Raw genomic sequence first — 25497 nt, 5'->3', positions numbered from 1 at the left:
ATTATTCTTTTTTATCTTCTGCCTGAGCTTTTTCCAAATCTTCTTTTAATTGATTTTTATCTTCTATAGCTTTTTTATCCTCTTTTTTCTTCTCTTCTTTTTTAGGAGTGTTTAGCATTTCTTCTGTAACTACAGCAGATATAGAAGATTTAACTATTTCCATTTTAGTATTTTCACCTACTTTAACTATTGCAACTCTTCCGCCTTCTTTATCAGAAACATATTCAGCTATTATTCCACCTGCTATTATTATTTTATCTCCTTTCTTTAATTCAGCTATACTTTGTGCTAATTTTTTTTGCTGTTGTTTTTGCGGTCTTATTAACAAAAAATAAAATATGGCAAATATGGCAACCATCATACCTATAGATACTAATGGGTTTCCTCCTGCCTGAGCTTGTTGTCCTTGTGCATATAATGTAGCTGTGAACATTCTTTAATTACCTCTTGAATTTTTGAAATTTTTTTTAATAATATATCATATTATCAATAATTTATACTTATGTCAATATTTTTTCTAATATATTTCAAATATGAAAATAGTATACTTTAATCTGATTAATTTATAAAATATAAAAAAAATCAAAAATATCACTTGATTTTTTTTTATTATATGTTAATATTTTAGGCAACTACCAGCTCGGGTGATGGAATTGGTAGACATAGCAGATTTAAAATCTGCTGGTCCTTGTGACCGTGCCGGTTCGATTCCGGCCCCGAGCAAATAACAATCAATTTATGAAACGGAGTAAGCAGAGTTTGTAGTGTAATACCTATAAACTTTTTTTGTATATTGAATATGGTAAATAATCATGATAAACTTTCTAAACAAAATATTATTATTCTAGTAATAGGACTTGCTATATTTGCTATCAGCTTTCTATTTATAGCTATGGTAGGACAAAATCCTGAAGGTTTTATGGGATTTTTAGCACCTTTCACTATGCTTGTTGGTATTGTTACTATAGTTGCCGGTTTCTTATATAAATCCAATTCTTAATATAATTATTTAATTCTCATTTCCGAACAATTTTTTGTAAATATCATTCTGTTCTTCTAAATGCACTACAAATCCAACTGCGATCTTATTTTCTGTAGCTTCTATTATTTTTCTAGCTCCTTCTTCTCTGAATCCTCCGCACAACTCTATACAGTCAATGCCTTCTGATTTTAATTCTTTAGCTATTTTGCATGCTTCTTCTATATTTGAAACTCCTATTATTTGTGAAATGCCATTATGTATAGATGCTTTATCTTTTTTACTGTCAAAAATTTTATCCATTATTAAATAAGCGAATTTCATTTTATGCTCCAAAAAAGTATTTGCTTTATTATAAATATAATTTCAAAAAATATAAATAGGGTTGGGTGTGAGGCAGAGTTATAAATTTAAAAATTTTCAGTATATACTTAAACAACTATATTTTGTCAATTTTTATATTTCTAAATTTAAATTATAATTTTTGATGATATAAAATATAATCTAATATTGTTGGAATAATATAAATTATTAGTTTTTGTACAATAACAAGTAATAAGCCGCACGTATAAAGTACATTCGTACGGCTAGTAGTTGACAAAGTTAAAAATTTTTAGTATATACCAAATAATTATGGTTTGTAAATTTATATATTTTCAGCTATCATAAAAATATTTTTTATTTTAAACTGAAAAATTTCATCAGATCAGCAAGTTTTTCAGTTTCTTTTTCCATATCAATAACTATATCAGCATTAGTTTTTACCAAATTGCTATTTTGTTCAGCACTAATATCAACACTATTAACGGCACTTTGAACCTCTCTTGCAGAAGCATCTTGCTGAGTAGAAGATTCAACCATTTGACTTACTATATAGCTGCTTTCTCTAGCTTTATTAGTGATATCTTCTAATGCATCCATAGTTTCTTTTATTTTTTTATTTCCATCCTGTATTTTTTCTATACTAGTATTAACTATATTTGTAATATTTTTTACAGATTCCTGAGAAGTTTGTGCTAAATTTCTTACTTCCGCAGCTACAACAGCAAAGCCTTTTCCTTGTTCTCCGGCACGTGCCGCTTCTACTGATGCATTAAGAGCAAGTATATTAGTCTGCATAGCTATATCATCTATAATTTTTGTTATGTTTGAAATTTCAGAAGTTGCTTTTGTAATATCTTCCATAAGAACCATAGATTCTTTTGATAGATTATAGCAATGTTCGCTTGAATTTGTAAGCACTTGTATCTTATCATTAGTTAATACTATATCATTAGTAGTTTTATCTATAACTTTTAATGTATTAGTCATAGTTTCATTTATAAGTTTTAAATCATCTCTTTGTTTTTCAGTTCTGCTTGATAAATCCATTGTACCAGCACTTACATTCTTACTTGCATTTTCCATAGTATTAGTGGTGTCTAGTATTTGTTTTATTATATTTGATAATTTATTTTGAGTATTTTGAATAGAATTAAATATCATTCCTATTTCATCTTTCCTGCTGCTTAAAGATTTATTTTCATCAGGACTTAAATTACCGCTGCTTAGTTTTTCAGATATATGCATAACTTTCAATATAGGGTCTATTATACTTTTCTTTATCACAATATTTATAATGATTAAAAATACTATAATAATAATAATAGCTAATATACAAGTTACAATAGCATTTTTTATATTTTCTTTTACTATGACAATTTCAGGTACATTTACAAGTAGAGCTAATGAATTATTATCATCTTTCAATGAATCTAATGGTATTAAAATATTAAATGTTTTTTGGTCATCTATTTTGGTTACGAAAGAATATTTATTATTATTGTTTAAATTATCAATTATTTCTTTTGAATGATTTTTATATATATCTGATATTTGTTTCCCTATATTTTGAGTATTAGTTGCAGCAAGTATAGTTCCGTTTTGATTAATTAAATATCCAACTAAACCATTATTTGTAGATATATCAGATACTATTGCAACTAAGTTATCTGCAGAAAAATCAACCCCTATAGTACCTAAAAAATTGCCTGAATCATTTAATATAGGCTCAACTACACTAACAGTCAATACAGTTCCAGCATCCTCATAAGTATCATCTTTTTCTACATCACTTATATATAATTGTTTTGTACTTTTTGGTATAGTATAATAATTTGGATTAGCATCAAATTCTTCTTGATACACTTTATCATAAGTAACTACATTATTATCATAAAAATATGAAGGACCATACCTTCCATCAACTTCAGAACCATAATCTGTATCTATAAACTCATTATCTCTTCCGTCAAAAGCGTTTTTTTCCCACATTTCATATATTGAAAATAAGTTTTTATTATTTTGAAGCATATCCCCTAAAATTATTGCATGCGATTCTCTTGTAACAGTTCCATTTACTATATCATTTCTTAGTGATGATGACAATGTTTTTAACGTTGATATATAACTTAGCATTTCTATTTCTATATCTTTAGCATATGTTGTAATCATATATTCTGTAGAGGCATACCCTTTTCTTTTTGAAGTAGAAATATTATGTGTTACCATATAAGTAATAACAGCTACAAACATTATTGATATAGATACTGTAAGAAGTACAAATATTTTAAACTGAAGTCCAAGAGATTTTTTATTTTCCATAGAATAATCCTATTTATATATAAAAATTAATAATATTTAATATACAATAGTTTTGAGTTTTTGTAAAAAAATATTTGATATTTTCATATTATTTTTTACAATTTTTATTAAAATAAATTTACTTAATTCTTTTTATTTTTATTTCAAAACGCTCTTCAACCAGATTAATCAATTCAGGTAATTTTTGTTCTGCAATCATTTTTAATTTTTCTCTTTCTATATTTTGTGCCGGAGTCCCAAGCATAATAGAATTTGAAGGTATTTTTACATTTGACATTACAGCAGTTCTTCCTCCAAATATAACTCTGTCTCCTAATGTAACATGATCTGCTAATGCAGCCTGTCCTCCTAATATACAATGATTTCCTATTTTAGAACTTCCTGCTATTCCTACTTGAGATACTATAATAGAATGTTCTCCTATATCACAGTTATGTGCTATTTGCACTAGATTATCTACTTTTACACCTTCCCTTATTATAGTAGAACCTAATGTGGCTCTATCTATACAAACATTCGCTCCAAGCTCAACATCATTCTCTATTATAACATTTCCTCTTTGAGGTATTTTCATTTGCTTTCCATTAACTTCGAAGAATCCAAATCCGTCATTTCCTATAACAGTAGAAGAACCAATTATAACTCTGTCTTTTACTACACATCTGTCATGAATAGTAACATTAGCATAAATAATACAGTTTTCTCCAATAATTACATTATCACCTAAAAATACATTGGCTTCTATAATAGTTCCTTTTCCAACTGTTGTATTTTTTCCTATATGTACATTATCACCTATATAAGTATTATTATCTATATTTGCATTTTCTTTTATTACTGCTGTAGATTCTATAGTGCCAAGCGGATATTTTTTATCTTCAAATAAAAAGTAAAGCAATTTGATAAATGCTTCTTTAGGATTATTATGTATCAATGCAGTTTTATTTTTTAAATCTTTTATTTCATTAGCAGTATCTTCTCTCAAAATCAATGCATTGGCATTACTGTTTAATGCAGTTTCAAGATATTTGTTATTATCTATGCATACTATTGAATTTTCTATAATGTCATTAATAGGGGAGAGTGTAGATATTTCTTTATTTTCATCTCCTATTATTTTTTTTGCTTGAATAAAATTGCTTATATCTTTTACTTTCATAATAAATTTCTCCATTTTATTTATACAAAAAACTAAAATGCATTAATTAACTTTAATGCATTTTAGTTATTATAAAAATCATTGTTAAATTATTTTCTGTTTATTATTTTTGCAAAGATGCTTTAACATTTGCTATAACAGCTTCTGTTATATCAAAATTTCTATCAGCATAAAGAATAGCATGTTCAGTTCTTTCTAGTATTAGAGTATATCCTTCTTTTTTTACTATAGACATAAGAGAATTAGCAACTTGTCTTTTTACTTCTCCTCTCAAAGAATAATCTCTGTTTTGTGCTATAGATGTATCTTCCATATTTGTCTGCATAGCATCTCTTGTTTTATATTCTTCCAATTTTAATTTTAACTTTTCAACAAATTCATCATCGCTTGTGAGTTCTTTTATTACTCTTTCAAGATCAATATATCCAACCTTTGTGAGTCTATATGACTGAGTAAAAACTCTAGGACTAACAATAGATACTGTAAGTACCGCTATAAATAATAAACTCATAATATAATACTTTTTCATTTTTATCTCCTTAGAATTATAATAAAAATTATTTTTATATATTTTTAATAGAATGGATGGTTCATAGTAAATGCAATTCCCCAGCCTCTTCCAAGCCAAGCACCTAGAGGAGTAAATGTATCTCCCTCAAAATCCTGAAAACCTTTACCAAATCCAACATCTTCTTTATTGTAAACAAATCTTTTAGCAATATAGAATCTTACATTAAATATCGGTATTGTAAGTCTAAATCCGAATCCTACAGAATATATATATTGAGAAGGATCGAATATATCTTTAATATTCATAAATTGAGAAGGATATGAATGAGCATCTCCATCCTGATTCCAACCTGTACTATATGGCATCCATAATTGTCCTGCATCAAGGAAAGTAACAAATCCAAGAGTTTTAGGTATTATAGGTACGCGAAGTTCTGCAAAGAATCTTACTTTTGCTCTACCATAACTCCAAGAATCAGTAGTAGGTTTACCATCTGAACCATTAGCACCTAGCATATCATAAGTTGATAAACCTCTATTTTTCTTAAATATAGTATATTTAGATGTATCCCATCCCCTTACATCTTCAAATGGGTTAAGATAGTATAAAACATCCGCATCGTTTTGAAGAGAGAGTCCTGGTGTAGCAATTATTTGTCCTAATTCTCCGTAGAATGCAAATGAAAGCCATTCTGTAGCAGGTACGGCCAAGAATCCTGTAGCACTTAATCTTGTAAGCTGTGTATGTCCAAAATAGAAATCTACCATACCTCTTAAGAAACTTCCTTTAGTAGGGTTTAAATAATCGTTTCTGCTGTCTCTAAGTAAAGAATATGAGACAATGAATGTTGTGAACCAATCACTTTCCCATCTTTGGAAAGACCCATCCTTTTTATTAACTCTATGGGTTAAATATTTTTTTATGTCACTAAGAACATAATTAGGACCTGCAGCAGTAGCTCCTTGGTCATGCCATTGCTGATACTGCTGTACTATAGTATCAAATGTTATGAATGTTGAATAGTAGTCAGCAAAATAATAACCAAGTCTTACTATACCTTCAAAACCATGTCTAGTATAGTATGAATATTTAGGTATTCCAAAATCACCTGTTCCTATTTCATATCCCGTGTTTATTCCTTCATTAAAGTATGATAAGTCTACACCTAAATATATAGGTAAATTAAGCAAATAAGGTTCAGCAAAATTTACTGCTATACGTTTTTGCTGTTCTCCAAATTCCCCGCTTAATCCCAACTGTAAGCCTCTTCCTAAGAAGTTATTTTCTCTAATAGAAGCAAAAACTTTAAATCCGGAACCAGTGGAAAAACCGCCACCTCCAGATACCATGGCTGTTTTTCCTTCAGTTACATTTAAATTTAATTCCATAAGCCCTTCAGCAGAACCAGGTTTTACCCCTAAATTTATATTATCAAAGAATTGAGTGTTATATAATCTCTCCTGTACTCTTTGTATTTTTGCAGTATTGAATACTTCTCCAGGTTTTATATCTATATATCTTTCTATAACAAAATCTTTAGTTTTTGTATTCCCAGCTATAGTAATATTTTCTATATGTACTTTATCATTTTCAACTATATCATACATTATATTTACAATTTTATTTTCTTCATTAACGTTGATTACAGGTATAACTTGTCTGAATATATAACCTCTTTCAGAGTATTTATTTTGTATACCCTGAAAATCTGACATATGGTATGTATAATTATACAAAGCACCTTTTTTAGATTTTATATCTTTTTGTATATTTTCAGAAGGTATAATGAAATTTCCTTTAAATCCTATATCACCAAAATAATATTTATCACCTTCTGTAATATATATATCTATTATTAAATCCTGTTCATTCTTTATTTGAGGATTTCTCCATTGATAGGTGAACTTTACATTATCAACTTTGGCTCTATAATAACCTCTGTCTGCATAATATTTAACTATTTTATCTTTGTCTCCATCAAATGTGAATTCATTGAATTTACCAAGTGTCATAAAGCCATTTTCTTTTGTTGACATTTGTCTCTTAAGTTCATTTGCAGTAAAATGAGTATTTCCATGGAATCTTATGTTAGCAACTTTAATTTCATTACCTTCAACTATATTCATCTGTATTAAAACATCAGAAGTATCTTTATTTTCTACTACTTTAGGCTCAACATAAGCTTTTAAATATCCCTTGTCCTGATAGTTAGTGATAATAGCATTAACAGCATCATTCAATTTTTGAGGTATATAAGGATCACCAGCTTTCATTATCGGTTTTACTGCATCATTAAGAGCTGTTCTGCTTAATCTTTTATTTCCTATATATTCTATATCTTTTATTATAAATCTTTCAGCTACTACAATATTTAAAACTACTCCGTCATCTTCTCTGTTGGCATCTATTGCAACTCTGTCAAATAACTGAGTATCAAATAATTTTTTTATAGCCTCATTTATTTGTGTTCTTTGAAATTTACTTCCAGCTTTTATAGGAAAATTGTTTATTATTTGTTCCTTTGTAAGTCTTACTTCACCTGTAACATCTATACGATTGATTGTAAGACCTTCATATACAGCTATATTTCTTGCTGTTTGTAAATTTTCAAAGTCACTTTCTGCAGATATCAGCAAAGCTGCAGCAAGCAAAAGAAATGAAAATAAAATAATACAATTTTTCTTAATAAAATTCACTAAAATCTCCACCGAGTAACAATATTAAAATCTTGTCCTTTTCCTCTTATATCGAAAGGATTTATTTTATACTCAAACACAAAATTTGCAAGTTTATAATTTTTTAATAAAGACACTTCAAAACCAAATTGATGGTCAAAATAATAAGGATCTACGTTTCTTCCATTTAAACTAGGTCTTGTTGTATCATTAACTCTATATGTAACATCGTATTTTAGGTATAAATATTTAGAAACATATTTACCTATACCAACACTTGTATTATCCCATACAGAAGTAGGACTAATATTGTTATTGTTTGTAACAAATAATAAATTATTTACTACTGTAGGGCTTAAGTTAATATAGTCAATACCTAAAAACTGTCTAAACCATCTTTCTACAGGTCTTAATACAGTACTTCTTAATAGTAAATCGCTGTAATTCATTGTAAGCTGCTGTAATTGATCATTATTTATGCTGCTTCTATTTGCTGTGCTATCTGCAAACATTTGATCTTCACGGCTTCCAAAACTTCCCTGCGGTATTCCAGCAAGCTGATTAACCTGATACTGCCCTAAAGCAGGTATAGTATAGAATTTTACAGGTCTTAATGCTCCATCCTGAGATGATAATAGCTGCGATAATCTTGCATCCATTTCCATATATAAAGTTACACTTTCACCTGCTAATTCATTTTCAAATGACTGAGAAGATGTATTTCCTGTTGAAGGATAATATTTTTTATATGTAAAAGCTGTAGCCTCTATTATAGGATCTAAACTGTTAGCTGTTGGAAATGTTACAGAACCTCTTTCTAACTGATATACATTTTGTAAATAGTATATACTTCCCCTTTCTACATTTATAGTTCCAGCAAGTTCTATTCCGTCAATAAGAGTATTATAAACTCTCATTTTAGAACCTTCTTCCAAATATACATCTCCTACTAAGTTATGAGCAACTCTAACCTGACGCCAAGCTTCTATAGTAAAATCCCAATATATTTTACTTAATATACCGTAAACTCTTTCTCTATATGTACTTCCGGAAGCAAGAGTGGAAAGCTGTACATCGCTTTTCATAAGAGTAAGTATTCCGCCTATTCTAGGTGCTCCAATATTTCCGCTTACTGTAAGGTCAACATGTACAGGACCTTTAACTTTGGCTATACCTAAATTTAAATTACCATCTAAAAGTCCAAGCTGTTCATCTGATGACAGCAAATCAAATGCCATATAATTTATATTATTTTTAAATATTTCTGCTTCGCCTGTTACAGTTAAATTTTTATTATTTCTAGATGTAAATGTTAAGTTATTAACATTAAACATATTTCCATTAAAACCGAAATCTACTATAGTATCATCGAATATATCATTGAAATATGCTATTTTTACTTTTTTTCCATGTCCTAAAAATCTTCCGTCTATTGCAACATTATCAGCATCACCATGTATATGGGCATACAATGTATATGGCTTTCCATCTACCATAAAATTGGTAGGAGATGAATTTATTTCTGTGAATAATACATTGAATATTTCAAAAATTTCTACATTTATTATGTCTGATGTAACTAATAAATCGACTTGATCTTTTTTAGTATTTTTTATAACTCCGTCTATATTGAGCATATCATCATTATTATATATATAAATTAAATCAGTTCTTGTATTTCCATCTTCTCCTACTATAGAGCCCTTTATACCATGATTTTTTGTGTTTGTAAGTAATATATCATTTTTATCTCTAATGACTGTAGTTCCAAATTCAGGTAATTTTCTTTTATTTATTGTAATAGGTCCTGTTTGAAGTCTATATTCTTCTTTTCCATTAGGAAGTTTTCTCATATTATAATTTATTGTTCCTGAAAATGAACTCATAAATGTCATATTATTAACTTCTACTGTCATATTTTGAAGATCTCTTGAGAAATAAGCATAAGGTATTTTTATCTGTTGTTTTTTTGCAAATGGTTTTGCTGTAAGAGTTCCAAAATCTCCTGTCTTAGTTATAAGTACATCTTTTATCTCTAATTCATTTTCTCTATAATATCCATTTAAAGAAACATCAAATTGCATTCCAGGTATCTGAAAATCTTTCACATCAAATTTTTCAAGATAAATTACAGGATTATTCATTAATCCTATTATAGTAGCATTAGCAGTTAATATGCCATAGGCCTGACCACTGATATCGAAAGGCAGCTGATTAACAGTTATTTTACCATATATATTATTTTTATTGATGGAGGTATCTACTGCAAATATTCCATTGTTTTCTAAATCTTTTAATAATGCAGCAAATTTTGTTATACCATCTGTAGAACTTAATATACCATCTCCTGCTATTCTGTTTTCTCCATAATCTAAAATAATATTTGTAAACATTAAACTTTGATTTGATAATTCAAATTGTGTATTTAAAGCAAATATTGGAGCAAGGTTTTTATTAGCCTTTACATTACCATATAAGTATAAAGGCTTTTGCATATAGTTATTTATATTAACATCTACATTTATATCAATATCTTTTATACTTAATGTTTTAGGAGTTTTTATATTTAAATCCATTATACCGTTTGTAGCTATAACTCCGCTTGCTATTATTTCTGATTTATCTGTTGAAGCATATATTATTTTGCTTCCATTAGTGGATGTTGTGCTGAATCCGCTTAAACCGTAATTTCCAGCAGGAGTATTGACATTTCCATTAATTTTAACATTGAAGTTTTTATCATATTCTATTTTAGCATTAGCATTTATTCCACCATCTTCAGAAAGTCTATAATAAATATCATTAATATCTATAATATTTTTGTAAACAGATGCTCCTATTCTTATTAAATATTCTTCTGTATATATTTTTCTAGATGAAGCCTGCAACACATGTACATTACCTTTTCCTCCTGTGTACATAGCATTACTCATAGTGTATTCTACATTTAAAGAAGATAAGTTATCTATAATATTTTGGCCTAATAATACTACAAATATATCCTGAGGTATTATGCCTTTTGCAGAAGCTATTACAGGATTAGTATTATCTAGAGAATAACTGGCATATAAAGGCTGATAATATTCATTTGGTATTAATCTTAATGATATTTCTTTTTCAGGTTTTTTATACAAGAATTCAAATGTCATAGGATTAGGCATAGTATTAGCATAACTAAGCGATGATATAGTAAATCTTGATTTTATTTCATCGTCATTAACATTTACAGGTTTTAGATATACTTTTGTAGATAGATAATTTGCCCCTGCTTTTACATTGTTAACATTTAAAGAAAGCACGCTTGATATAGGATCATTCAAAGGTACTATACCGCTTGCTATAATATATCCTTCTGAAATATTAATATATGCATTTGATAGCATTATATTAGAATTAGTTAATTCAGCATTAACCATCACATTAAATAATTTATCTCTTATATCTAAATCGAAATTAATATGTGATTTTTCTTTTTCTTCAAATGAATAATATCCATATGCTTCTATCTCAGCATCCCTGAATGTATTTATATAATTACTAACAGTGCTTATAGTTTTATTATCTAATTTTACAAAATTATAAATTATAGGTGTGTCTAAAACTATATTCATCATTTTGTATATATTATCTTTTTTTATTTTTACATTTGTAATAGAAAAGTCTATATCTTTATTAGCAACATTATATTTAAAATCTATAAAATCATTCTGATTTTCATTTTGTAACTTTGCTGCTAATATATTATATTCATTTGTTAAAAATAATGTATATTTGAACAAGTCTCCATGTTCATCTTCAGCGTATATTTTTGTGTTGACTTCTGATAGGTTAGTTTTACTTTCTAATGAAAAATGTATTAATGTTTTATCTGGTAAATTTATATCATATGAAAGAAAATAGCCATAATTTCTGAAGTTTCCATTTAACGAATTAAGAGATACTTCTGTAATATTATTATTATCTGCTATTTTAGCTGAAAAGTTGTTAATGTTAATATTTTTATCCATAAATATAGGACTTATATTATTAACTATTTCTCTTATATCCTCCAAAGAAGTTTTATTGGTATTATCACTTTGAAATATAGACATATCCATTAATACAGGATAAAATGCCGCATCATTAATATTTATATCGCTTAAAAGATATAATGGATCTCTTTTTATAAATATTCTAAGGAAGTTAAATCTTAATGAAGCTTTGTCCATTTCAAAGAAAGCTTCTTTATTGTTTTTGGAATATAGTTTTACATTATCTAAAACTAATTCTAATTTATATGATATGCTTATATCTGATATATATATATCTATTGGGCTTACTCTATTTATATATTCTATGATGTTATCTAAGTATTTTTGTTTATTAGATAATACTATAGATATACTAAATAAAGCTGGTATCATAAAAGCTAACAAGGTTGTAGCTACATACATTCTAAATCTGGAATATCTATTTTTTTGACGCAATTAAAATTCCATTTGTAAATATAATTTTCATTATATAATATAACCTATTTATATAAAAATTGTTATATTTTAATAATTTATTATCGTGATTTCTGTTTTTATATATTAAATACAACATAACTTTAATATTTTGAAACTTTTTTGTACATAAAAAATAAGAATTGACAAATAATAAAAATAAAAGTATAATATTATAATAAATAAAAGTTTATTATTTTTGGAGTTTTTTATGTTAAAAGAACTTATAAGAAACAAAATAGATATAGTTGATAATATTGATAATTGGGAAGATGCTATAAAAAAAGGGGCAGAGCTTCTTATTGAAAATAAATGTATAGAACCTAGATATGTAGACTGTATTATAAATAATATTAAAGAAAGCGGACCTTATATTGTTCTTGGAGATGGAATGGCTATGTCTCATGCCAGACCTGAAGATGGTGTTATAAAGAATGGTATTACTCTTTTGAAAATAAAAAATGGAGTAGATTTTGATGAAAATAATAAAGTATTTTTATTATTTACGTTAGCAGCAGAAAATAATGATCAGCATCAAGGATTAATGGAAGAAATTGCTGATTTATTAAATGAAAGTGAAAAAATTAAAAGAATAATGTACGATGAATTAACTGATTTAGAGATATACGATATTATTTTACAGTAATTTTTTTTAGCTGTAAAATAATTATAATATTTGTATAAAATTATTAAATATTTATAATAAATATTTTTCATTATCTCATATTTATTGTTATTAATTAAAATATAATATAAATTTTTAAATATTTAATAGTTTTTATTTTTTAATAATAATAATTATTATTTTAAATTAAATTCTAATAAGTATTTGTTTTGGAAATGGTACTATTATAATTGACAAAACTATAAAAAGTAATTATACTTATATAATAATATAATAAATTAAGTTTGGAGTTATTATGTTAAAAGAGTTTTTAAAAGGCAATATAAAGATTATAGAAAGTGTTTCAAATTGGGAAGAGGCATTAAAAATAGGATCAAAATCTTTGGTTGATAATAAAAATATAGAAGAAAAATATGTTCAGGCTATAATAGACAATGTATATAAATATGGACCTTATATAGTTCTTACTGATGGTGTAGCAATGCCTCATTCAAGACCTGAAGATGGTGTTTTGAAAAAAGGAATGAGTTTTTTAAAAGTAAAAAATGGCGTTGATTTTTATCAAACAGATGGAAAAGTTTATTTATTTTTTACATTAGCTGCTGAAAATGCAGATGGGCATCAGGATGCAATAGCTGAGCTCGCTGAATTTTTAGGCGATGATGAAAAGTTGGAAAAAATGATAAAAGAAGACCTTACAGAGGAGGAAATTTTATCATTATTATAAATTAAAATAAAAAGGAGAAAATATGAGCAAAATTGATTCAATTACTAGAGAAGGCTGGATATTAGATAGTTTTCCTGAATGGGGAACTTGGCTTAACGAAGAGATAGAAGAAGAAGTTGTAGAACCAAATACATTTGCTATGTGGTGGCTTGGATGTGTAGGTATTTGGGTAAAGACACCAGGCGATGCTAATATATGTATAGATTTATGGTGCGGCAATGGAAAAAGAACAAAGAAAACTAAAAATATGGTTGCAGGACACCAAATGGCTAATATGGCTGGTGTAAGAAAATTACAGCCTAATCTTAGAGCTTCTCCTTTTGTTATAGATCCTTTTGCAATAAAAAAAGTAGATGCTATATTATCAACTCACTATCATAATGACCATATAGATATTAATGTGGCTGCTGCTGTTATGAAGAATATTAAAGAGCCTATACCTTTTATAGGTCCTAAATATTCTGTTGAAAAATGGATTGAATGGGGAGTTCCTGCTGACAGATGTATAGTAGTTAAACCAGGCGATTCTGTAAAAATTAAGGATGTTGAGATAATAGCTACAGATTCTTTTGACAGAACTTGTTTGGTAACTACTCCTCCAGATGATTTGAGAAATACTGTTCCTGAAATGGATACAAAAGCTGTTAATTATGTTATAAAAACTCCTGGCGGAAATATATATCATAGCGGAGATTCTCATTATTCTATTTATTTTGCTAAACATGGTAAAGATTTTGATATTGATGTTGCTTTAGGTTCTTATGGTGAGAATCCTATAGGTATAGCAGATAAAATGACTTCTGTAGATGTTCTTAGAATGGCTGAAGCTTTAAGATGTAAAGTAGTTATACCTATACACTATGATGTATGGACTAACTTTATGGCTGATACAAGAGAAATAGAAGTTTTATATCAAATGAAAAAAGACAGACTTCAATATCAATTTAAGCCTTTCATATGGGAAGTAGGCGGTAAATATGTTTATCCTAGAGATAAAGATTTAGTTCAATATCATCACCCTAGAGGTTTTGATGATTGCTTTGAACATGAGCAAAATATTCCATTCCGTTCTATGTTATAATTAGATATGAATAAAATTAAAGGAGATAATTAATGGAGATTTTATTAAAGATATGGACATATTTTGCCCAAAATATTCTCACCCAGCCTGCATATTTTATTGGTTTTATAGTATTAATAGGTTATATACTGTTAAAAAAACCTTGGTATGAATGTTTAGCAGGTTTTTTGAAAGCTACTGTTGGATACCTTATACTTTCAGTAGGTTCTGGCGGACTTGTTAATAATTTCAGACCTATACTTGTAGGACTTAAAGATAAATTTAATTTGCAGGCAACAGTTATAGACCCTTATTATGGACAAAATGCTGTTCAGGCTGCAATGGAGCATATAGGTAAATCTTTCTCTCAGGTAATGCTTCTGCTTCTTATAGCATTTATATTTAACATTCTTTTAGTTGCTTTTAGAAAAGTTACAAAAATACGTTCTATATTTACTACAGGAAACGTACAAATACAGCAGGCTGCTACAGCTTTCTGGCTAATATTTTTCTGTTTCCCAGAGTTAGGTGATACTCCTATGCTTGTAATGATGAGTATACTTCTTGGTTTATATTGGGCTGTAGGTTCTAACTTAACAGTAGAAATTACTCAAGACTTAACAGAAGGCGGCGGTTTCTGTGTTGCTCACCAACAGGTATTTGCTTTAAAAATATTTTCTACTATAGCTGAAAAATTAAAAGGAAAAGGCGAAGGTAAAAAATTAGAGGATATACAATTCCCTGGATTTTTATCAATATTCAATGAAAATATGGTATCTACTTCTATATTGATGTTATTATTCTTTGGAATAATATTGTTGACTTTAGGAAGAGATTACTTAATAGCTAATAACTTTATGAAAGAAGGACAAAGTTTCTTCTTCTATACATTAACAACAGCTTTGAATTTTGCTGTATATTTGGCTATACTTCAATTAGGTGTTAGAACATTCGTTACTGAATTGACTCAGTCTTTCCAAGGTATATCTACAAGACTTCTTCCTGGAGCTGTTCCTGGTATTGACTGTGCTGCTACTTTCGGTTTCGGTTCTCCAAATGCTGTTACTATAGGTTTATTATTCGGTGCTGCTGGACAATTCCTTGCAATTATTACATTGATACTTATGAAGAGTCCTGTTATAATAATAGCTGGATTTATTCCTGTATTCTTCGATAACGCTACTATAGCTGTATTTGCAAATAACAGAGGCGGTATTAAGGCTGCTATGATTCTTCCATTTATTTCAGGATTATGTCAGGTATTCGGTTCAGCTTTCATAGCTTATTGGGTAGGTCTTGCTGCTTACGGCGGTTATTTAGGTATGTGGGACTGGGCAGTATTATGGCCTGGCTTTACAGTTATTATGAAATATTTAGGTTATGCTGGTGTTGGTATTATAATATTAATATTAATAGCTATACCTCAGATACAATATATGAAAAATAAAGATACATATTTCTTAATCACTGATGATTATGAAGCATACAGAGAAAAAATGAAAGAAAAACAACAGAAAGCAAATGCTTAAATATTTTATAGTAAGGAGATTATTATTATGCTAAAAGTTTTAGTTTCTTGTGCCAATGGATCTGGTACTAGTTTAATGATGAAAATGACTGCTGAAAAAGCTCTTAAGTCATTAGGCATTAATGGAGCAAATGTTCACCATTGTGCTTTATCTGAAGGTAAGAGTACAGCTGTTAATTATGACTTGGTATTTTGTCCTTTGAATTTTATTGATATGTTTAAAGAATCAATTGAAAAAGGCGTAAGAGTTATTGGAATTAAAAATGTTCTATCAGAACCGGAGTTTAAACAAAAACTTAATGAATCCGGATATTTAGAAGATTTGAAAAGTAAGTGATAATTTTTGAATGGGGAAATATTTATTAATTAATTATTTCCCTATTTTTTTAATTATATTGGAGGGTGCTATTATCAATAATTTATTTGGAATATATGAAAAAGCATTGGAAAAAAGTACTTCTTGGCATCAGAAATTATTGGATGCTAAAGAGTTAGGTTTTGATTTTGTTGAAATATCAATAGATGAAACAGATGAAAGACTTTCAAGATTAGATTGGACTAAAGAAGAAAGAGAATCATTAGTAAAATCTATATTTGAAACTGGTATAAAAATACCTACTATGTGTTTTAGCGGACATAGAAGATTTCCTATGGGAAGTAAGAATCCTGATACCAGAAAAAAAGCTATGGAGCTTATGGAAAAAGCTATTATATTTGCAAGCGATATAGGTATAAGAATAATACAATTAGCTGGTTATGATGTTTATTATGAAAAAGGCGATGAAGAGACAAAGCAATTATTTATAGAAGGATTAAAAAAATCTCTTGAAATGGCTGCTAAATATCAGGTAATGCTTGCTATAGAAATTATGGATACTCCTTTTTTAAACTCTATCACTAAGTTTTTAGAATATGACAGAATTTGTAACAGTCCTTGGCTTACAGTTTATCCTGATCTAGGAAATTTAACAGCTTGGGGAAATGATGTTGAAGATGAAATAAGAAAAGGAATTCATAAAATTACTGCAATACATATTAAAGATACTCTAGCTCCTAAAGAAGGTTTTGAAGGAAAATTCAAAGAGGTACCTTTTGGAGAGGGCTGTGTTGATTTTGTTAAATGTTTCAAATTATTAAAAGAACTTAATTATAATGGAACTTTTATGATAGAGATGTGGTCTGAAAAATCAGATAATCCTAAAGAACATGTGATGAAAGAAAAAAAATGGGTATTAGAAAAAATGAAAGAGGGAGGATTTTGTTAAATCATGCTTGAAGAATTAAAAAAAATAGTATTTGAAGAGAATCTTGAACTCGTTAAAAAAGAACTTGTAATATATACTTGGGGAAATGTAAGCGGTTTAGACAGAGAATCTAAAACATTTGCTATTAAGCCTAGCGGTGTTGATTATGATGTAATGAAAGCTGAAGATATGGTAGTTTTAGATTTGGAAGGAAATAAATTGGAAGGAAAATATAAGCCTTCTTCTGATACAGCTACACATATAGAGTTATATAAAGCATTTCCTGAAATAGGCGGAATAGTACATACTCATTCAAGCTATGCTACAAGTTGGGCACAAGCTAGAAAAGATATACCTGCATTTGGTACAACACATGCAGATTATTTTTATGGTGATATACCTTGTGCAAGACCTTTAACTAAAGAGGAAATAGAAGGAGAATATGAAAAAAATACTGGGCTTGTTATTATAGAAACTCTAAAAAAGAGAAACATTAATCCTATGGACATACCTGGTATCATAATAGCTTCTCATGGTCCTTTTGCTTGGGGTAAAGATGCTAAAGAAGCAGTTCATAATGCTGTTGTTATGGAAGAGCTTGCTAAAATGGCATATAGAACTATACAGATAAATCCTGAAATCAAATCTGTAGAACAGTATTTACTTAATAAGCACTATTTCAGAAAACATGGTGCAAATGCTTATTATGGACAAAATTGATAATATAAATAATTTTTAAGGAGAAAAATATGGCTATACCTTTATTACAAATTGCATTAGATAATACTACTTTAAGCGGAGCTTTAAAATCTGCAAAAGCTGTTGGAAATGAAGTTGATGTTATAGAGGCAGGTACTATTCTTTGTTTAGCTGAAGGAATGGAAGCTGTAAGATGTCTTAGAGCTTTATACCCTGATAAAATTATATTAGCTGATACTAAATGTGCAGATGCTGGCGGTACAGTAGCAAAAATGTGTGCTGATGCTGGTGCTGATTGGATGACTGTTATATGTTCTGCAACTATACCTACTATGAAGGCTGCTTTAAAAGAAGTTAAAGAACTTCAAGTAGAACTTTATGGAGATTGGACTTTTGATCATGCTAAAGCTTGGAAAGAAGCAGGAATTACTCAGGCTGTATACCATCAAAGCCGTGATGCTCTTTTAGCTGGACAAACTTGGTCTGACAGCGATTTAGAAAAAATTAAAAAATTAACTGAAATGGGATTTAAAGTTTCTGTTACAGGAGGTCTTGAAATAGATACTTTGAAACTTTTCAAAGATATTAATGTATTTACTTTCATTACTGGAAGAAGCATAAGAGATGCTGAAGATCCTGCTAAAGAGGCTAGAAAATTTAAAGAAGAAATATTAAAGTATTGGAGATAATCTTTGAATAATATTCAGCTTATAGCTACCGATTTAGACGGTACTTTATTAAATAGTAATCATCAAATAAGTGAATATAATAAAAATGTTATAAAAAAAGCTGCTGAAATGGGTATAAAAATAATATTGTCTACTGGCAGACCCACTTCTGCAGCTACCAAATTTTTATATGATTTAAATATTGATACAGAGCTTATATCATTTAATGGTGCTATGATAACTGATAAGAATTCTAATATTATATATCAGCAGAATTTAGATGCTTCTATAGGTAAGGAGCTTATAAAGATTGCTGAGAAGTATAATATATATCATCAGGGTTTTTTAGCTGAAAGATGGAATATAGGTTTTGTTGATAAAAGATGGATAGATTTTTATGTATCAATAGCCAAAATAGATAATTATACTATAGGTTTTGATAATATAGAAGATTTTTCATTCAGCAAATTTATGTTTATAGGTGAAAACAACAGATTAAAAGTTATAGCAGAAGAATTAAAGAAAACTTTTGGAAATAGTATATATTATACATTTTCAAGACCTGTTTATTTAGAAGTGCATAGCCCTAATGCTTCAAAGGCTAAGGCATTAAGTTATTTAGCAGATCAATATAATATTAAGCCGGATAATATAATGGCTTTTGGTGATAATAATAATGATTTGGAGATGCTTGATTTTGCTGGAGTATCTGTTGCTGTTGAAAATGCTGAAGCTATAGTAAAAGAAAAATGCGGACATCTTACAAAAACTAATGAAGAAGATGGGGTTGGTTATTTTATCAATAAATATTTAAATTTGGGATTATAGAATTTTTTATATATTCTTATTAATGAAAAGAAAATTAAGAGGTTATAATAAGTTTATAACCTCTTTTTTATTATTTTTTTATAATAATTCTCTTCTGATTTTTTCTAATGTTTTTAAGAAATGAACAGAATTTTTTGCAGCATTATCTAATTTTTCTTCAGAAGTATCAGCTACTAAATCTCTCCAAATTTTTATATCTGTTTCTACTTCTCCGCCTCTTTTTACAAAAGGCTCCATAACAGCATAACCTTTATAATCTATACTTATTAAAGCATCTAATATTTCATTCCAAGGCATTCTTCCTTCACCTGGTACTCTTCTATTAGGTTCTCCAAGATGGAAATGTCCCAAATATTTTCCTGCTTCTTTTATAGCATTAGCAAAACTTTCTTCTTCTATGTTCATATGAAAAGTATCTAACATCACTTTTACATTATCAAAACCAACTTCTTTTACAAAAGCAACAGCCTCTTTTGCAGTATTTAATAAATAGTTTTCAAAACGGTTCAATACTTCACAGCATATATTAACATTATATTCTTTTGCAATATTAGCTAATAATTTCATGCCTTCAATTGACATTTTTAAATCTTCTTCTTTATTAATTTTTTTAGAGTAATCAACAGGCCAATAAGAATAAATAGCTCCACATATAATATGTATATCTAATTTCTGCATAACAGAGAATACTTTTTTATACCAATCAAGAGCTTTGTTTCTAGTATTTATATTTCCTATATTATGTTCTGCTATAGGGCCATATCCTGCTGTTAATATAATATTATTATCATTAATTATTTTTTTTACTTCATTAATTTTATTATCCGAATAATCAAAAAGAGCAGAAGCATTGATTTCTAAAACATCAAAACCTAATTTAGATACTTTTTCTATATACTTTACAAAATCAGCACCCCAAGACTCTTCCCAATAAGAATAATATATACCATATTTCATATTTATTAATTCCTCCTATACTATAAAAAATTAGGCTGAAGTATAAACTTCAACCTAATTCTATTTATAATTATTTTATTTATTGTTTTTCATAATCTTCTGGAGGTCCTAAAATAACATTTTTATCGCCTTCCATTTTTATAACTCCCCAACCAGGTATATCTGCGCCGTCTGTTAATTTTCCGCCTTCAAGCATATATTTAGCAACAGCTACAGTTAAATATCCTAAATTAGGACAGTTCCATAAAGAACCGCAGTCAACAGAACCATCTGTTAATAAATCTTGAACGTCTTCTTTTACTGCAGAACCAACAACGCTAACTTTATCTTGTACTCCTAATTCTCTTACAGCTAAGCCAGCACCTATAGGTGTAGGAGTAGATACACAGAATAATCCTTTTACATTAGGATATGCTTTTATTATGTCTTTAGTTGTAGATAAAGCAACATCTTGTTTTTCATCTGTAGGGAAAGGATCAGCTACTAATTTTAAATTAGGGTATTTAGTTGTAGCATAATCTTTAGCGAAATTAATCCAAGTATTTAAATTTTCAGCAGATAATCCGCCAGTTAATATAGCCCATTCAGCAGTGTCAGTTCCCATATATTGAACCATTTTATCCAACATATGTTCAGCATATTCTTTATCAGATATCTGACGAATAGAAGCATCTACTAATGAAGCATTAGCAGGAGTATCCCAGTCAAGTACTAATATACCAGCATTTTTTGCTTTTCTTAATACTGGATCCATAGCAGCAGGGTCATTTGGAGCAACACAAATAGCATCAGCACCAACAGTGATATAGTCTTCCAACATTTTGATCTGTTCTGCAGCATCAGCAGTTGTAGGACCATTATAAATAACATTAACACCTAAATCTTTACCTGCTTTTACAGCACCGTCTCCTGTTTGAGTAAAGTATGGAATTCCAACTAATTTAGGCATAACTACAATAGTGAATCCATCTTTTTTTTCTCCGCCTGCAGCATTATTTGAAGCATTATTATTAGAACAACTAATAAAAACAAAACTCAATGCTAAAGCAGCTACAATGATTTTTTTGAGCATAAAATAGCCTCCTAAAATATTTTTATTTATTTAAACGATTTTGTATTTGTTTTTTATCACTTATAACATTTGATATATATCTCAAAGCTAATACTAATATTAATATTCCTCCTGTTATTATATTAATAATATATCTATTAACTTGAAGTATATTAAGTCCTGTTGATATTACCTGTATTATACAAACAGCGATAACAGTTCCAATAACTTTACCATGACCTCCGGATATGCTGGTGCCGCCTAAAACAACAGCTGTAACTGCCTGCATTAAGTAAGATGAACCATAATCTGTTTTAGCAGAATTATATCTTGAAGTGATAAATATTGAAGCTATACCTGTTAATAGTGAAGAATAAACATATACTTGAAGAAGAATTTTTTTAGTATCTATTCCAGAAAACTTAGATGCCAATTCATTACATCCTATCATATAAACTTTTGTTCCCCAAGCACTTCTCTCAAATAGAAAATAGCATAAAAATATTACAAGTATATAAATTATAATAGAATATGGTATGCCGAATAAAGATCCGTTACCTATTTCTATATAAAGTTCAGGAAAACCTGATATAGAACCGCCTTTTGTGAAATTGAGGCCTATACCTTCATATAGAGTTTTAGTACCTAAAGTAACAAGCATAGGAGCAACACCTATATATGCTATTACAGCACCATTGAATAATCCTAATATAATTGCTACACCTAAAACAGCAATAATACTTAATATAACACCAATCACTGGATTGGATTGTGTAAAGTTAGAACAAAGTACGAATGCAGATATTATGCTTGATAAGGATGCTGACATAGTAATGGACAAATTAATACCGCCTGTCAATATACATATCATCATCGCTAAAGCCATAAGTCCAAATTCAGGCATTTGAAAAGCCATTGTTTGTAAATTATATGGTGAAAGAAATTTTGTCGGGCTAAGAATAGCCATAAGCAAAAATACTACTAAAAATGTGATGATTAAACTAAACTCACCAACATATTTTGATTTAAACTCTGAAATAAATTTCATGAAAATACCTCTATTCTTATAAAATATTCTTTATTCTTTCTATTTATTCTTTTTTATTCTTATCTATTCTTCTATGTCTACACGTACTAATTTTGCCTGTTCTCTTTTTCTATTGATAACATCAACAGAAACAGCTATTACAATTACAATTCCCATAACTATTTTTTGCCAGAATGTAGGAACTTTAGCTAGAATTAATCCATTTTTAAGTACAGCCATTAATATAATACCTAATGTAGTTCCAAATACTGTTCCATATCCTCCCATTGTACTAGCACCGCCTAAAACAACTATTGCTATAACATCTAATTCATAACCATTATAAGTATTAGGGTCTACCTGTCCAACTATTGATATATGAGCAGCAGCAGCGAAACCTGTCATTATACCGCAAAATACATATATGAAAATTAATATCTGTTCAACATTATAACCAACTCTTATAGCTGATGAATAACTTCCGCCTACAGCATATATTCCTCTTCCTATCAGAGTAAATTTTAATAAAGCAAAAGTAATTATTCCCGCTATTATAAGCATTATAACCTGTATAGATAAACCTGTTGTTGAACCTTGAGAATTAGCAAAATTTCCTATTTGAATTCTTCCGAATTCTTTCCACCATTCAGGTAAGCCTGTAATCCATATTCCGCCTGTATAGAATAAAACTCCGCCTAATATAATTGTCATAGTACCTAAAGTAGTTACTATAGGAGCTATTTTAAATTTTGTTATTATTACTCCGTTTATAAGTCCTATTATTGCTCCTGTAAGCATTGATAATAAAATTACTATTATAGGATTTGAATTTGGAAAAGCATTCAAAAATTTACCTATAACAACGGCACATAAAGCTATAGTAGATGATACTGATAAGTCAATACCGCCTGAAATAAGTACAGGAAGCATACCGAATGCCATGATGCCCAAAACTGCATAACTTCTCATAAAATCGAAGATATTATCTATTTTCAAAAAAGCATCACTTATGAAAGTTAATACAAAAGATAATACAATAATTATTAATAATATACCAAATTCTTTTTGTTTAGTAATAGTTAATAAAAATTTAGACATAAAATAATCCCCTAAAAATTAATTAAACAACTGCTTTATGCATAATATCTTCTTGAGATACAGAATCATTGATGAATTCACCATTTATAGTTCCTCTTCTCATAACTAAAATTCTATCGCTTACAGAAAGAATTTCAGGTAATTCAGATGAAATTACAATAACGGATGTACCTTCTTTAGCCAATTTTCTAATGATTTGATGTATTTCAGATTTAGCTCCTATATCTACACCATTTGTAGGCTCATCTATGATCAATATATTAGCACCTGTTGATATCCATTTTGCTAATACAACCTTTTGCTGATTTCCTCCTGAAAGCTGAGAAGCTAACATATTAGGATCATTTGGTCTTACATCAAGCATTTTTATCCATTGATCTACAGAATCTCTTTGTTTTTTTATATCTATAAGACCAAATTTATTTTTAAATTTTGATAAAATAGGCAAAGTTATATTGCTTTCTATTGTTTTTGGTAAAATAAGACCTTGTGTTTGTCTGCTTTCTGGTATATATGCTATACCGTTTTCTAATGCCTCGCTTGGAGAATTTATAGATACTTCTTTGCCATTTATTAATATTTTACCACTGTCAGGCTGCAGTATTCCAAATATTATCTGAGCAAGTTCACTACGTCCGGCACCTACAAGTCCTGTAATTCCTACTACTTCGCCTTTATGAAGCTTGAAAGAAACATTTTTGATATTTCCTTTCTTAGATAATTGCTGTACTTCCAATACTATATCTTCATTTTGCTCTAATTTAGCGTATTTTTTTATTTCAACTTTACGTCCAACCATCAAAGAAACTAATTTATCTTCATCTACATCTTTTCTATCTAAAGTATCAACATATTGTCCGTCTCTGAATATAGTAAATCTGTCAGAAACTCTAAATAATTCTTCCATTTTATGGCTTACAAACATAATAGCCATATTTTTCTTTTTTAATATATCTATTATTTCATATAAATGTTCTACTTCACCTCTTGATAGAGCAGAAGTAGGCTCATCTAATATTATCATTTTAGCATCTTGTGCTATTGCACTTGCTATAGCAACCATTTGTTTTTTGGCAACAGATAAATTTTCTACTATCTCATTAGGGTTAATATCTGAACCTATAAATTTTAAAGCCTTTCTCGCATTCTCATTAAGTTTTTTCCAATTAACAATAAATTGCTTTTTTTCTATAATTTCATTAATACCTATATTTTCTGCCACAGTTAAATTAGCAAATAAACTAAAATCCTGATATACAACAGATATCCCTTTTTTGATGGCATCTATTACACCATTAAGTTTAGTTTCTTGACCGTCTATAACTATTTTAGCTCCTGAATCAGGCTGCTGAAACCCAGATAATATTTTTATTAATGTGGATTTACCAGCTCCATTTTCTCCAACTAGAGAATGTACTTCGCCATATCTAATATCAAATTTTACATTATTTAATGCTTTTACACCAGGAAAAGTTTTACTTACATTTGAAATTTCTAAGAAAGTTTTATCATCCATAAATATCAAATCCTAATT

General features: G+C 28.5%; 22 protein-coding genes and 1 tRNA gene. 11 read left to right on the top strand and 12 right to left on the bottom strand.

Annotated elements, in window-relative coordinates:
• Position 1: 1 nt before the first annotated feature.
• Positions 2-433 (bottom strand): preprotein translocase subunit YajC, encoded by a 432-nt coding sequence (gene yajC / locus BRSU_RS10625; RefSeq protein WP_048595339.1) that lies wholly within the window; start codon positions 431-433, stop codon positions 2-4.
• A 205-nt stretch (positions 434-638) separates the two neighbouring features.
• On the opposite strand from yajC, the gene BRSU_RS10620 reads away from it, so the two are divergent.
• Together BRSU_RS10620 and BRSU_RS10615 are read left to right on the top strand one after the other, a co-directional pair.
• Positions 639-723, top strand: a tRNA-Leu gene (locus tag BRSU_RS10620).
• A 76-nt stretch (positions 724-799) separates the two neighbouring features.
• A complete protein-coding gene (locus BRSU_RS10615) occupies positions 800-1000 on the top strand; it encodes a hypothetical protein (protein ID WP_048595338.1) in 201 nt (66 codons plus the stop codon).
• A 9-nt stretch (positions 1001-1009) separates the two neighbouring features.
• On the opposite strand, the gene BRSU_RS10610 is transcribed toward BRSU_RS10615, so the two are convergent.
• The 6 genes from BRSU_RS10610 to BRSU_RS10585 all read right to left on the bottom strand — a co-directional run bounded on the left by BRSU_RS10610 (position 1010) and on the right by BRSU_RS10585 (position 12370).
• Positions 1010-1303, bottom strand: a complete 294-nt coding sequence (locus BRSU_RS10610) for a DUF6506 family protein (protein WP_048595337.1) — start codon at positions 1301-1303, stop codon at positions 1010-1012.
• Positions 1304-1657: 354 nt separating this feature from the next.
• On the bottom strand, positions 1658-3622 hold the full coding sequence (locus BRSU_RS10605; RefSeq protein WP_048595336.1) for a methyl-accepting chemotaxis protein: 1965 nt from the start codon (positions 3620-3622) through the stop codon (positions 1658-1660).
• A gap of 118 nt (positions 3623-3740) precedes the next feature.
• Positions 3741-4781, bottom strand: a complete 1041-nt coding sequence (gene lpxD / locus BRSU_RS10600) for a UDP-3-O-(3-hydroxymyristoyl)glucosamine N-acyltransferase (protein WP_048595335.1) — start codon at positions 4779-4781, stop codon at positions 3741-3743.
• A 103-nt stretch (positions 4782-4884) separates the two neighbouring features.
• The gene (locus BRSU_RS10595; protein ID WP_048595334.1) at positions 4885-5310 is read right to left on the bottom strand and encodes an OmpH family outer membrane protein; all 426 of its coding nucleotides are present in this window, start codon (positions 5308-5310) and stop codon (positions 4885-4887) included.
• A gap of 44 nt (positions 5311-5354) precedes the next feature.
• Positions 5355-7988 (bottom strand): outer membrane protein assembly factor BamA, encoded by a 2634-nt coding sequence (gene bamA / locus BRSU_RS10590; RefSeq protein WP_048595333.1) that lies wholly within the window; start codon positions 7986-7988, stop codon positions 5355-5357.
• Positions 7988-12370, bottom strand: a complete 4383-nt coding sequence (locus BRSU_RS10585) for a translocation/assembly module TamB domain-containing protein (protein WP_048595668.1) — start codon at positions 12368-12370, stop codon at positions 7988-7990. The genes bamA and BRSU_RS10585 overlap by 1 nt, the downstream gene beginning before the upstream one ends.
• Positions 12371-12662: 292 nt before the next feature.
• Here BRSU_RS10585 and BRSU_RS10580 point away from each other — a divergent pair, with 292 nt between their 5' ends.
• The 9 genes from BRSU_RS10580 to BRSU_RS10540 all read left to right on the top strand — a co-directional run bounded on the left by BRSU_RS10580 (position 12663) and on the right by BRSU_RS10540 (position 19830).
• Complete coding sequence (locus BRSU_RS10580; protein WP_048595332.1) at positions 12663-13097, top strand: PTS sugar transporter subunit IIA; 435 nt, start codon at positions 12663-12665, stop codon at positions 13095-13097.
• A 274-nt stretch (positions 13098-13371) separates the two neighbouring features.
• Entirely contained in the window at positions 13372-13803 is a 432-nt protein-coding gene (locus BRSU_RS10575) for a PTS sugar transporter subunit IIA (RefSeq protein ID WP_048595331.1), read from the top strand.
• 22 nt (positions 13804-13825) lie between these two features.
• Positions 13826-14884, top strand: a complete 1059-nt coding sequence (gene ulaG / locus BRSU_RS10570; protein WP_048595330.1) for an L-ascorbate 6-phosphate lactonase — start codon at positions 13826-13828, stop codon at positions 14882-14884.
• A 32-nt stretch (positions 14885-14916) separates the two neighbouring features.
• Positions 14917-16392: a PTS ascorbate transporter subunit IIC gene (locus tag BRSU_RS10565; RefSeq protein WP_048595329.1), complete on the top strand. Its 1476-nt coding sequence runs from the start codon at positions 14917-14919 to the stop codon at positions 16390-16392.
• Positions 16393-16419: 27 nt separating this feature from the next.
• The gene (locus tag BRSU_RS10560) at positions 16420-16728 is read left to right on the top strand and encodes a PTS sugar transporter subunit IIB (RefSeq protein ID WP_048595328.1); all 309 of its coding nucleotides are present in this window, start codon (positions 16420-16422) and stop codon (positions 16726-16728) included.
• 10 nt (positions 16729-16738) lie between these two features.
• Positions 16739-17656, top strand: coding sequence for an L-ribulose-5-phosphate 3-epimerase (locus tag BRSU_RS10555; RefSeq protein ID WP_245158092.1), 918 nt, complete (start codon positions 16739-16741; stop codon positions 17654-17656).
• A gap of 3 nt (positions 17657-17659) precedes the next feature.
• Positions 17660-18355 (top strand): L-ribulose-5-phosphate 4-epimerase, encoded by a 696-nt coding sequence (locus BRSU_RS10550; RefSeq protein WP_048595327.1) that lies wholly within the window; start codon positions 17660-17662, stop codon positions 18353-18355.
• Positions 18356-18384: 29 nt separating this feature from the next.
• On the top strand, positions 18385-19023 hold the full coding sequence (locus BRSU_RS10545) for a 3-keto-L-gulonate-6-phosphate decarboxylase UlaD (RefSeq protein WP_048595326.1): 639 nt from the start codon (positions 18385-18387) through the stop codon (positions 19021-19023).
• Positions 19024-19026: 3 nt separating this feature from the next.
• Positions 19027-19830: a Cof-type HAD-IIB family hydrolase gene (locus BRSU_RS10540; RefSeq protein ID WP_048595325.1), complete on the top strand. Its 804-nt coding sequence runs from the start codon at positions 19027-19029 to the stop codon at positions 19828-19830.
• Positions 19831-19908: 78 nt separating this feature from the next.
• Here the strand turns inward: BRSU_RS10540 and BRSU_RS10535 are convergent, their stop codons facing one another.
• From BRSU_RS10535 to BRSU_RS10515, 5 genes are all read right to left on the bottom strand, one after another.
• Entirely contained in the window at positions 19909-20787 is an 879-nt protein-coding gene (locus BRSU_RS10535) for a D-psicose 3-epimerase (protein WP_048595324.1), read from the bottom strand.
• A gap of 79 nt (positions 20788-20866) precedes the next feature.
• Positions 20867-21859: an autoinducer 2 ABC transporter substrate-binding protein gene (locus tag BRSU_RS10530; RefSeq protein ID WP_048595323.1), complete on the bottom strand. Its 993-nt coding sequence runs from the start codon at positions 21857-21859 to the stop codon at positions 20867-20869.
• 22 nt (positions 21860-21881) lie between these two features.
• Positions 21882-22886 (bottom strand): ABC transporter permease, encoded by a 1005-nt coding sequence (locus tag BRSU_RS10525; protein WP_048595322.1) that lies wholly within the window; start codon positions 22884-22886, stop codon positions 21882-21884.
• A gap of 63 nt (positions 22887-22949) precedes the next feature.
• Entirely contained in the window at positions 22950-23963 is a 1014-nt protein-coding gene (locus BRSU_RS10520) for an ABC transporter permease (RefSeq protein WP_048595321.1), read from the bottom strand.
• A gap of 22 nt (positions 23964-23985) precedes the next feature.
• Entirely contained in the window at positions 23986-25479 is a 1494-nt protein-coding gene (locus tag BRSU_RS10515; RefSeq protein WP_048595320.1) for a sugar ABC transporter ATP-binding protein, read from the bottom strand.
• Between the last annotated feature and the right edge of the window lie 18 nt (positions 25480-25497).

Origin of the sequence: Brachyspira suanatina, from assembly GCF_001049755.1 — a bacterium.
GTDB classification, from domain to species: Bacteria; Spirochaetota; Brachyspiria; order Brachyspirales; family Brachyspiraceae; genus Brachyspira; species Brachyspira suanatina.
This window is presented reverse-complemented; position numbering and strand designations above follow the sequence as displayed.